Genomic DNA, 11,778 nt, shown 5'->3' on the forward strand with positions numbered 1-11,778 from the left:
ATCCAGCACAGCGTGGCTTCCAGTTCGCGCACCACCGCCGGGTGGGCGCTGATGGGCACGATGGTAGCGCCCCGACTCACGTCCACATCGTCGCGCAGGCGCAACACCACGCCTTGCGGGGCGCTGGCCGCCGCCACTTCCTGCTGGTTGACTTCGATGGCCTCAATCACCGTTTCCAGCCCCGAGGGCCAGATGCGTACCCGGTCGCCCTGGCGATAAGTGCCGCTCTGAATCCGGCCGGCGTAGCCCCGGTAATCAGGCAGTTCCTCCGTCTGCGGCCGAATCACATACTGAACCTGAAAGCGCGGCTCATTCGGGTTAGCATCAATGGCGGCCGGCACACTTTCAAGGTGTTCCAGCAGGCTGGGCCCGTGGTACCAGGGTAGGAAATCGGAGCGGCGCACCACGTTGTCGCCATTGAGCGCACTGAGCGGAATGGCCACCACGTTCGGCAGTTTCAGCTGCTCGGTAATGGCCGCGTAATCAGCCACTATTTTCTGGAAAATCACTTCCTCGTGGCCCACCAAATCCATCTTATTTACGGCCAGTACGAAGTGCTGAATGCCCAGCAGAGAGGCCAGCAGCGTGTGCCGCCGGGTCTGCTCAATCACGCCCTGGCGGGCATCTACGAGCACAATGGCGAGGTCGGCGTTGCTCGCGCCGGTCACCATGTTGCGGGTGTACTGCACATGGCCCGGCGCGTCAGTGATGATAAACTTGCGACGCGGCGTGGTGAAATATTTGTGCGCCACGTCGATGGTGATGCCTTGCTCGCGCTCGGCCTTCAGGCCATCGGTGAGCAGGGCTAAATCGACGTCGCCGCCAGTGGTGGCGCGGCGCTTTTCCAGCGTAGCCAGCACGTCGAGGGAAACGGAGTCGCTGTCATAAAGCAAGCGGCCGATGAGCGTGCTCTTGCCGTCGTCGACGCTGCCGCAGGTGATAAATCGGAGAAGGTCCATTTTGATGTTTGGTTGCGGCTGGCGGGCAGGCGACCCCACGCGGGGGAACCTCACCCCCGGCCCCTCTCCAAAAGAGAGGGGAGCCAGTCGATTATTTGTTTAATTGATTTCTTTGAGCCAATGACTTCGGTGTCAAGCTCCCCTCTCTTTTGGAGAGGGGCCGGGGGTAAGGTTCCCCACATTTGATTTCTAGAAATACCCGTTCCGCTTCCGGTCCTCCATTCCCGTTTCCGAGAGGTTATCATCCAGTCGCGTGGCCCCGCGCTCACTCACTTTAGCCAGCAGCAGGTCCTGAATAATGTCGTCCACCGAAGCGGCGTCGCTTTCCACGGCGGCCGTGCAGGTCGAGTCGCCCACGGTGCGGAAGCGCACGCGGCGGTTCACGATTTCGTCAGTCTCATCCAAATTCAGGTGTTCGCTGAAACCGAGCAGCTGACCGCTGGGCAGCACCACGCACTGGCGCTCGTGCGAGAAGTAAATATCTGGCAGCTTGATGTTTTCGCGCTGGATGTAGTTCCACACGTCCAGCTCCGTCCAGTTGGAGATGGGGAACACGCGCACGTTTTCACCCTTCTGAATGCGGCCGTTGTAGATGTTCCACAGTTCGGGGCGCTGGCGCTTGGGGTCCCACTGGCCGAAATCGTCGCGCACCGAGAAGATGCGCTCCTTGGCGCGGGCCTTTTCTTCGTCGCGCCGCGCTCCACCGATACAGGCGTCAAACTCAAACTCCTCAATGACATCAAGCAAGGTGTAAGTTTGGAGCGGGTTGCGGCTGGGGTATTTGCCGCCCGGCTCGTGCAGGCCGCGCTCCCGGATGGTGTCCTCCACCTTGCGCACAATCAGCTTCTCGCCCAAATGCGCTGCCAGCTCGTCGCGGTAATTGATGATTTCCTCAAAATTGTGGCCCGTGTCGATGTGCACGAGCGGGAAGGGAAACTTGCCGGGCCGGAAAGCTTTTTCCGCCAGTCGGGTAAGGGCGATGGAGTCTTTGCCGCCGGAGAACAAAAGCGCAGGCCGCTCGAACTGGCCGGCCACTTCACGTAGGATATGAATAGCTTCGGCCTCCAGACGGTCGAGGTAATCGAGATAAACAGCGGTTGGCATTGGCGTAGGAAGTCATGGCCCGAAAAAATCGGACGAAATTGAAAAACCGGAAGAGGTGGGTGGGATGAGGCCCGCGAAAGGTGCCTTTGGGGAAGAAAGTAGCGCCAGCGGCCCGGCCGCCGGCGCATCGGTTCGGGCCTAGCCCGGCATTCGCTCCACCACCGGGTCGAGGCCCTGGTGAGCGGCGGTGGCGTGGAGGCCGCACTCTTTGGCAGCGGCATCTTCCCACCACCAGCGGCCGGCGCGGAAGTCCTCACCCGGAGCAATAGCCCGGGTGCAGGGCGCACAGCCGATGCTTACGAAACCTTTCTGGTGCAACGGATTAACCGGGATGCCGTTGGCTTGGGCGAAGGCTTCGCACTCGGCCCACGTCCAGTCGAAGAGCGGGTGCACTTTGATGAGGGCGTGGCCGGCGTCCCACTCGGCCGGGTGCATGGTCTGGCGGTTCTGCGACTGCTCGGCGCGGATGCCCGTTACCCACACCTGCTGGCCGGCCAGGGCGCGGCTCAGCGGCTCCACCTTGCGGATGTTGCAGCACTCTTTCCGGTTCGCTATGCTCTCGTAGAAGCTGTTGGGGCCTTTTTGGCGGGTCAGCTCTTCGATGGCCGGGCCGTTGGGGGCGAAGACTTCGATGGGCTTTTCGTAGCGCAGCAGGGTCTTGTTCCAGGTCGAGTAAGTCTCCTGAAAATTGCGGCCCGTGTCGAGGGTGAAAACCCGGATGGGTAGGTCGTTTTCGAAGATGAAGTGCGTGATAATCTGGTCTTCCAAACCAAAAGAGGTGGAAAACGAGACGCGGCCGGGGAAGTGGTCGGCCAGCAGGGCCAGGGTTTCCGGCACCGAGCATTCGGGCAGGTAACGGCGCAGGTCAGCGACCTGGCTTTCAAGGGGTAATGCCATGATGATAAGGGGAGTTTTTCTCCGTAGAAAAAACCAGAATGGGCCGCGAAGGCCGCAAAAACCCGCTATGCGTCGCGCAATGAATCAATCACCACAAAAGGGATAGCGGGGTGGCCGTCGCAACAGCCGCCGGAAGAGAAGCCCTAGTTCAACAACCAGCAATTGCCCCCAGCATATAGGCCAGGGGACGGGGCATGCAACAGCACATTCGGCGCGAAGCGGCGAGGGTGGTGGGGTGCAGGCGGCGGTTGGTGGATGTGCTCACGGCGTTTTTATATGTCAGGACTTGGCACCGTTCCAACTGGTGGGGGTTGCCGGCGTTTCGTCGAGCCTGTCTCTCCGCGCCTCTGTATAAAAATGAATAGCGCCCCAAACGAGGATTGCTGGGGCAAATGTAAAAGACAAAAAAGCGAAATGCCAAAATTTTGTTTCGCGGTGATGAAACTGGCCACTGCGCAAAAGGTTTGGCGGCCGTGCTTTCGCCGCGTAATTTGCCGTGCAACCCCTGAACCCAACGCTTGGTCTATGGGTTGCTTAAGCACTTCTAAATACCCCGTTTTCTGCAATGGAAGCCCTCGCCCATTCCGCCTACGTCGACATCAACGCTCCGCTGGTGGAGCGCTGCCGCCTCAACGACCGCCAGGCCCAGGCCGAAATTTACCGGCGCTACTCCAAGGCCATGTTCAACGCCGCCCTGCGCATCACCGGCGACTACGCCGAGGCTGAGGATGTGCTCCAGGAGTCGTTTCTGAGCGCTTTTCGGGAGCTGAGCGGCTATAAGGGCGACTCGTCGTTCGGGGCGTGGCTGAAGCGGATTGTGGTGAACAAGAGCATTAACTGCCTGCGGCAGCGGCGGCTGGCACTGGTGCCCTTGGGCGAGCAGCACCACGAAGAGCCCGCCGAAACCGCCGCCCACTCGCCCGAAGACGAGGCCGATATGCACTACCGCGCCGACGTGCTGCGTCGCTGCATTCAGGAGCTGCCCGATGGCTACCGCGTGGTGCTCAGCCTGTATTTGCTCGAAGGCTACGACCATCTGGAAATCGCCGGCATCCTGGGAATTTCCGAATCTACTTCTAAATCACAGTACAGCCGGGCGCGGGTTCGGCTGCGCGAATTAGCCGCTCAGCGCGGCCTTAGCTAAGTTTTTATCCGTTATCGCTAGTCATTTAACCTTTCAACTACCCTTCATCCTTTTTCGCCCGGCCGCGGTTTTCGTATAGCCCCGTGGCCCGCCCTGAACCTGGACGAACCGTGCGTCTGCTACTCATTCATGGATACCCTCAAAAATAAATCTCTTGAAACCTTCGTCGAGCGGCACCGCGCCGATTTCGACACCCACGAGCCACGCCCCGACCTCTGGGCCGCGCTGGAGGAGCAGCTAAACGCTGCTGCCCCTGCGCCCCAAACCCCGGCCATGCGCGTTGCCGCGGCGCTGGAAGTGCCCTTTGTGGCACCCGTGGCGGCAGTGGCTCCTGTAGCTCAGCCCGAAGCCCGCCTCCACTGGTTTCAGCGCTACGGCGTAGCGGCGGCTCTGGTCCTGCTCGTGTTTGCCGCTGGGGCCAGCGAAGCCTGGAAATCTCGCAGCGCCGCCCCCGAAACGGCCGTGGCTGCCGCGCCCGCCGCTACGCTTGGCACCGCTGCTAATGAACCCGACGCGGCCCTGTACCAGGGCGGCAACCCGCTTTCCCTCACCGCCGCCGAGCACACCACCGGGGCCGATAGCCAGCTGGTGCGCGCTGTGCGCGGCATGGAAGCCTACTATACCAACCAGCTGGCCCGCCGCCAAACCGAGTTGAGCCAGCTGAGCGGCCCCGGCATGGCCGCCATGAATGCTGACTGGCAGCACGAGCTGGTGTCGCTGGACTCCAGCTACCGCGAGCTCAAGCAGCAGCTGTTGCACCACCCGCAGCCCGATGCCGTGCTCACGGCCATGAACCGCAACCTGCAAATCCGCCTCGACATCCTGGACCGGCAGTTGAACCTGGGCAACACGGCCCAGGCAGCTCCCAACACCAGTTCTTACGTGCTGGCCGATAGCCGGCGCCAGGCCGAATGAACCAGCACATGGTCTTCCGAGTAAGCCGCCTGTTGGCGCTGTGCGGCGGGCTGCTGGGCCTGTTGAGCCCGCGTAGTGCTCAGGCGCAGGACCGCCAGGCCCGCTGGGTGGTGGTGGGCCCCGGCGTAGCCATCAATATTCTCACCCCTGAAGCCCGCCGCGCCGAAGCCGCTTTGTTTGGTGGCGATGAGCAGGAGCAGGGCCCGCAGCAAAACCCGCTGGTGGACCAGACCGACGGCCAGGGCAGCGCCAGCCTGCAAGTGGAACAGCGCCGCCACCTCGTGCGCAGCTACGCGGTGCCGAAAACCGGCCGCCCGTTTTCGCTCGATACGCGCTACGGCCGAGTGCAGATTAACCCCTGGAATAAGAAGGAAATAAAGGTCGATGCCGAACTGGTGGCGCGCTCCGAAAGCGACGCCGGGGCCCGCCAGATTCTGGATGCGCTGGGCGTGCAGTGGCTCGATTACGACGCAAAAACCGGTGGCGTGGCCGTGAGTACGCAGTTTGGCCCCGCGCTGCGCGGCCGGGCCGGCGGCTGCCGCTACGAGGTGAATTACACCATCTGGCTGCCCCGTACCACGGCCCTGAAAATCTACAATAACTTTGGCGAGGTGACTGTGGCCGGTGATGTGAGCGGCCCCACCGAGCTGGCCGTGGAGTACGGCACCCTGCGTACCGCCCGCCTCGAAGGCCCGCGCAACCTCATCCGCATCGCCAACGGCGACTGCCGCATTGCCTTTGCCGGCCGCGCCAGCATTGATGCCAGCTACGCCCAGTTGCGCCTCGATACGGGCACGACGGTGGACCTGCGCAACAACTATTCCGACGTGGATATCGGCACCGTGCAGGACCTGACCGTGCACAGCAAGTACGGCGACGTGGCCCTGGGCACCGTGCGCAACCTGCGCGGCTCGTCGGGCTACTCGCGCTTCACCATCGAAAAACTCGATGAAGCCCTCGATATGGCCCTGCGCTACTGCCCCGATTTCGTGGTGCGCGACATGGGCGCCAACTTCCGCCAGGTGAACCTCGACGGCGGTTTCAGCACCATCCGCCTAGGCTTTGCCGAGGCTCCGGCCTTCCGCTTCGATGTGAGCACTGAGCAAGGGCAGCTGCTGGTTGATAAAAACCTGGTGCGCGTGCTCTCGCAGGAAAACGGCCCGCAAACGAGCGATGTGCTGGGCACGTTTGGAGCCGCCGCCCCGGCCCGGGGAGCCGGCAACGTGAACATCAGAGTGCGCTACGGCACGGTGCGCTTCAGCAAGTAGGAGCAGCGGGGTTAATAGCCAAGGGCTGCCGGGTGGGGACTGTCATCATTAAATGATAGTCCCCACCCGGCAGCCCTTGGCTATTAACCCCTGATTTATTCCTTACGGCACCATAAACCGCACGGGGGCGGAAGGGGGGCCGTCTTCGGCGCCCACGGCGTACACGCTCAGCCAGCCTTCCTGGCCGCTGGCGAGGCCGTAGAGGCTGAGGCGCGATTTGGTGACGACTTTGGTTTCGGTCAGCTTGTCGGGGCCGCCGCCCAGGCCATAGCGCACCACGTAGCTTTTGGCGCGGCTGCTGCCGTGCCAGGCCACGTCGACGTGGCCCTTTTCGTCGCCCTGGGTCACGGCCACGCCGTCGATTTTGGCCAGGGCCACGGGGGCCGTGTTCTGGCTGGCCAGGGGCAGGGCAGCCTGCGTGATGAGTTGGTTGGGACGGAAGTAGTTCTGCGGGCCCACCGGCCGGGCAAACGTAAGTAAAAAAACAATTGGCCCCGGCACCCGGCCCGCCCCCCTGGCATCGCCCTCATGCCCCCGTAGGTACGACCCCTATCCCTGGGGGGACGACCCCTGTCCCTGGGGGGGACGCCCCCTGTCCCCCGTGGGCACGGCCCCTGGCCCTGGGGGAGGCAGCGCACCACCCCGCCTAGCCCCGACGGCGCTTTGTCGGGGAAAATTGACATTTAACCCCAATAATTAGGAAAAACACGGGCGACTCCAGTAGCTTTAAGGGCTGTACTGTTGCTCAAGCTGCTCATTATTACCGGAATGGTCGTTGCAGCTTTCCATCCGTCATTCATTTATTTCCTGTTCCCCTTTTTGTTGCTGTATGATAAAACCTTTACGCTTCGGGCAGCGCATGGCGCGGCCCACTACTGCCCGGCTCTGGTGGCTGGCTTTTCTGATACTGGTAGCGCTGCTGGGCAACGTGGGCAGCGCCTGGGCCCAGGTCACAGGCACGAAAAGCGTGGGGCCAACCGGCGCTGACTACGCCACGCTCACCGCCGCGATGGCAGCCGTGAACACCAACGGCATCAGCGGCTCGGTCATTCTGGAGCTGCAAAGCGGCTACGTCAGCACCGGCGAAACCTTCCCCATTGAATACAAACTGGTGCCGGCGGGTGGCGCTACGGTGACCGTGCGGCCGGCGGCCGGCGCTACCGGACGCAGCATCACGGGGAGCAATGGCACGGCCATCCTTAACATCAACGGCGGCAAATCGCTGGTGCTCGATGGCCGGGCCGGGGGTACGGGCACCACGGCCAGCCTGCTCGTGGCCAACACCAACGCGAGCGGCACCACCATTCAGTTTGTGAACAATGCCAACAACAACACCGTGCAGTACTGTCAGGTGCAGGGCATCACTTCCTCCACCACAAGCGGGGTGGTATACTTTGGTACCGGCACGGCAGGTGGTGGGGGCAACAGCACCAACTCGCTGCTGAATAACCGGATTAGTACCTCGAGCGGCACGCTTACGCCCACGTTCCTCATCTTTTCGCTTGGTACGGCAACAGCGGGCGCGGCCAACAGCGGCAACATCATTGACAGCAACGAGCTGTTCGACTACTTCCTGGCCAGCGCCAATGCTGCGGCCATCTACCTGGCGGGCACCAACGCCAATGGCCACACGGCCTGGAGCATCACCAACAACAGCATTTACCAGACGACTACCCGCACATCGTCCGCTGGCAATACGTACTTCGGCATCTTCATCGGGACCGGCGCTGGCTATACCATCACGGGCAACGCCATTGGGGGGGCAGCCGCTGGTGCCGCGAGCGGCACCTTCACGGTGGCCGGCGCCAACGCCAACAAGTTTGTAGGCATTCAGGCGGCCTTTTCCTCGGGCACAGCCAGTAGCCTTCAGGGCAATACCATTCGCCGGATTGCGCTAAACACAACCAGCGGCTCGGGCTCCAGTAATGGGGTGTTTTCGGGTATCTACGTGTCAGCCGGCGATACCAACATTGGCAACGTCACGGGCAACACCATCGGCGACGTTAGCAACGCCAACTCCATTGTGGTCACGTCTGTTACCAACGGTGGGGCTCTTATGGCAGGCATCAATAACCTCTCAACCGGCACCACCAACATCAGCAACAATACCGTAGCCAACCTCAAGCTAACCACGGCCTACACCGGGGGCAGCGCATTCTCGCTGTTGTTCTACGGGATTCAAGCCAGCGGTGGTACCACGGCGGGTAGTCCGGCGGTGGTGGTAACGGGCAACACGATTAAAGACAACAGCGTCACGGCGACGGGCAGTAGCACGATGCCCGCCCTGACGCTTTACGGGTACTACAACTTTGGGTCGCCGGTGGCCGAAACGGTGACGAACAACACCATTACGGGGCTCACGGTGAGCGGCACCAGCGCGGCCACCACGCACACTGTTCGGGGAATCAGCATCAACACCGTGGTTGCCGATGCGCAGATTGTCACGGGCAACACCATTGGGGGGCTGGCCATCAGCAGCGGCAGCGGCACGGTGACGGGCCTCGCGCTGCTGACGGGCGGGGCCACGGGCACCAACATTGCCCGCAACAAAATCTACGACCTGAGCGCCACCGGCGCGGCGGGCTTTGCCAACGGCATCACCATTTCGGGCGGCACTACCTACCCGGTAAACAACAACCTGATTGGCGACCTGCGCACGCCGGCTGCTTCCAGCACCACAGCTATTGCGGGCCTTAACATCACCAGCACCGCTACCGGACCTACTACTACGGTCAACGCCTACTACAACACCATTTACCTGAATGCCACCAGTAGCGCTGCCACCTTCGGCACCTCAGGCATCTTTGCCAATACCACCCCCACGCTGGACCTGCGCAACAACATCGTGGTGAACACTTCGACGGCGAAGGGCGCGGGCCTGACGGTAGCCTACCGCCGCAGCAGCACCACGCTCACCAGCTACGCCAGCACCTCGAACAACAACCTGTTCTGGGCCGGTACACCCTCGGCCGCGAACCTGATTTTCAACGACGGCACCAACAGCGACCAGACGCTGGCCGTCTACAAAAACCGCGTGACACCCCGCGACGCGGCTTCGGTATCGGAGAACCCGCCCTTCCTGAGCACCACCGGCACCGACCCCACCTTCCTGCACATCAACCCTTCCGTGGTCACGCAGGTGGAGAGCAACGGCGCACCCGTGAGCGGCATCACCACCGACTACGACGGCGACGCCCGCGACGCGAGCACGCCGGACATCGGGGCCGACGAAGGCAGCTTCATGCCCAACGACCTGACCCCGCCCACCATCACCTACACCGCGCTGGCCAGCACGGCCAGCACGGCCAGCCGCACGCTCACGGCCACCATCACCGATGCCAGCGGCATTGCCACCGGCACGGGCGCGCCGCTGCTTTACTACCGCGTGGGCACCACCGGGGCCTACACGAGCGTGGCGGCCAGCACCGCGAGCGGCAGCAGCTACACTTTCACCATTCCGGGGGCGGCAGTGGGCAGCACCGTGCAGTATTACGTGGCCGCCCAGGACGCAAGCGCCAACAGTAATGCGAGCACCAGCCCCGCAGGTGGCTCGGGCACCAACCCGCCCGGCAGCACGGCCCCCGGCAGCCCCAATAGCTACCTCATTCTGCCGACGCTTTCCGGCGACTACTACGTGCTGGGCACCGCGGCGGCCGGCACCTCGCCCGACCCTACCAAGGAGTTTGCCACCCTCACGGCGGCGGCGGCGGCCTACAACAGCAGCGGCCTGGGCGGGCCGGTGCGCTTCCTGCTGTTCAGCAACACGCAGGGCACCGAAACCTACCCCATCAACTTCGGGGCCAATGCCGATGCCAGCGCCACCAATACGCTAACCATCAAGCCCTACACGGGCGTGGTTACGGCGTTCACCAACGCCACCACGACCTCGACTTTTAAGACAACGAGCGGCTCATACATCATCTTCGACGGCTCGAACACGGCCGGCGGCACCACCCGCAACCTGACGCTGAGCAACACCAGCGCCACGGCCACGGCCGCCGCCCTGGTGTGGGTGGCCGGCACGCCGGCCGCGCCGGCCGTAGGCGTGCAGGTGCGCAACCTGAACCTGCAGGGAGCTGCCAACAGCAGCGGCACCAGCACCGGGGTGCTGGTGTGCAGCACCACCTACAACCTGAGCACCGGCGGCAGCGCCAACAGCATCGTTATCAATAACAACACGGTGCTGGGTGCCTCCCAAGGCATTGTGGTGGGGCTTGATGCTACCACGCCGGGCACGGGCCTGCAAATCACCAACAACGTCGTTGGCCCCGCTACGGCCGCCACGGCTACCAATATCAGCGTGTTTGGCATTTTCGTGGCGCAGGCCACTTCGCCGGCCGTCACAGGCAACTTGGTGCAGAACGTGGTGGCTACTTCAGCTACTGCGCCGGTCGGGATGAGCTTCCCGGCGGGCGTGACCGGGGCTGCGGTTAGCCAGAACACCATTACCGGCATCACCACCACCTTTGCCTCGGATACCTACGGCCTGCTACTGGGCACGGGCTTCACGGGCGGCCTGGTGAACCGCAACAAGGTGCTGAATGTCGGCCCTGCCACGACCACCAACGGTTACAGCGGCCACGGCATCGACGTCGGCACGGGTAGCACCACGGCCAACCTGACCTTGCGCAACAACTTCGTGGCCGGTATCACGGGCGCGGGCTGGACGAACCTCAACAGCTCCTCCAATGCGGGCATCACAGGCATTCGCATCTACAATGGCGGGCAAGGGGGCATCAACCTCTATTATAATTCGGTGAATCTGACGGGCACTGCTCCCCAGGCATCGGCTGCGTTGATGTCGGCAGCGCTTTACGTAGGCACGGGAACTACGGTGCTGGATATCCGCAACAACATTTTCGTTAACTCCATCAACAGCTCGGCTGCTAGCGGCACGCCCAAAGCATTTGCGTTTTATAGCACGTCTGCCAATACGGCCTTTGCGCCGATTGACTACAACGACTACTTCGTGAGCGGTACGCAAGGGGTGCTGGGCAACATCGGAGGCACGGGCACCAATACTACCTCCGGTACCGACCTGACTACCCTGGCCGCCTTCCAGGCCACGACTGGCACCGGCCAGGATGCGAACTCCAAGAACATTGACCCCGGCTTCCTGGCGGCCACCGACCTGCACACCACCAACGTGGCGCTGGCCGCCGGCACGCCCATCGCGGGCGTGACGGTAGACATTGATGGGGAAACCCGCAGCACGACCACGCCTTGGATGGGGGCCGACGAGGTGCCCGCCGTGGCCCTCGATGCCCAGCCCATCGCCCTGGTAGCCCCGGCCGCCGGCAGCACCTGCTACAGTGCCGCCCAGGTCGTGACCGTGACCGTGCGCAACAGCTCGACCACCAACGTGCTTGACTTCACGGCCAGCCCCGTGACGGTGACCGTAAGCGTGAGCGGCGCAGTGACGCAGACCTTCACGACTACCGTGAGCACCAACGCCGGCAACCCCGGCGGCACTCCGCTGGCCAGCGGGGCC

General features: G+C 62.9%; 8 protein-coding genes and 1 riboswitch. Of the genes, 4 read left to right on the forward strand and 4 right to left on the reverse strand.

Annotation, left to right across the window (positions count from 1 at the left end; translation table 11 throughout):
- The 3 genes from AAFH49_RS21930 to AAFH49_RS21940 form a co-directional block, all read right to left on the reverse strand.
- The coding region (locus AAFH49_RS21930; RefSeq protein ID WP_342301584.1) for a sulfate adenylyltransferase subunit 1 at nucleotides 1–959 on the reverse strand (959 nt) is incomplete at its 3' end.
- Between the two features lie 189 nt (nucleotides 960–1,148).
- Complete coding sequence (gene cysD / locus AAFH49_RS21935; RefSeq protein WP_342301585.1) at nucleotides 1,149–2,063, reverse strand: sulfate adenylyltransferase subunit CysD; 915 nt, start codon at nucleotides 2,061–2,063, stop codon at nucleotides 1,149–1,151.
- Between the two features lie 138 nt (nucleotides 2,064–2,201).
- A complete protein-coding gene (locus AAFH49_RS21940; RefSeq protein ID WP_342301587.1) occupies nucleotides 2,202–2,960 on the reverse strand; it encodes a phosphoadenylyl-sulfate reductase in 759 nt (252 codons plus the stop codon).
- 269 nt (nucleotides 2,961–3,229) lie between these two features.
- A riboswitch (SAM riboswitch) is annotated at nucleotides 3,230–3,318 on the reverse strand.
- Between the two features lie 207 nt (nucleotides 3,319–3,525).
- On the opposite strand from AAFH49_RS21940, the gene AAFH49_RS21945 reads away from it, so the two are divergent.
- The 3 genes from AAFH49_RS21945 (at nucleotide 3,526) to AAFH49_RS21955 (ending at nucleotide 6,287) form a co-directional block, all read left to right on the forward strand.
- A complete protein-coding gene (locus AAFH49_RS21945) occupies nucleotides 3,526–4,104 on the forward strand; it encodes an RNA polymerase sigma factor (RefSeq protein WP_342301588.1) in 579 nt (192 codons plus the stop codon).
- 129 nt (nucleotides 4,105–4,233) lie between these two features.
- Nucleotides 4,234–5,019, forward strand: coding sequence for a hypothetical protein (locus tag AAFH49_RS21950; protein ID WP_342301589.1), 786 nt, complete (start codon nucleotides 4,234–4,236; stop codon nucleotides 5,017–5,019).
- Nucleotides 5,020–5,027: 8 nt separating this feature from the next.
- Complete coding sequence (locus AAFH49_RS21955; RefSeq protein WP_342301591.1) at nucleotides 5,028–6,287, forward strand: hypothetical protein; 1,260 nt, start codon at nucleotides 5,028–5,030, stop codon at nucleotides 6,285–6,287.
- 102 nt (nucleotides 6,288–6,389) lie between these two features.
- On the opposite strand, the gene AAFH49_RS21960 is transcribed toward AAFH49_RS21955, so the two are convergent.
- Nucleotides 6,390–6,746, reverse strand: a complete 357-nt coding sequence (locus AAFH49_RS21960; RefSeq protein WP_342301593.1) for a hypothetical protein — start codon at nucleotides 6,744–6,746, stop codon at nucleotides 6,390–6,392.
- A 370-nt stretch (nucleotides 6,747–7,116) separates the two neighbouring features.
- Here AAFH49_RS21960 and AAFH49_RS21965 point away from each other — a divergent pair.
- A partial coding sequence (locus AAFH49_RS21965; RefSeq protein ID WP_342301595.1) for a beta strand repeat-containing protein occupies nucleotides 7,117–11,778 on the forward strand: 4,662 nt, incomplete at its 3' end.

The organism is Hymenobacter segetis, assembly GCF_038448715.1.
Taxonomy (GTDB): Bacteria; Bacteroidota; Bacteroidia; order Cytophagales; family Hymenobacteraceae; genus Hymenobacter; species Hymenobacter segetis.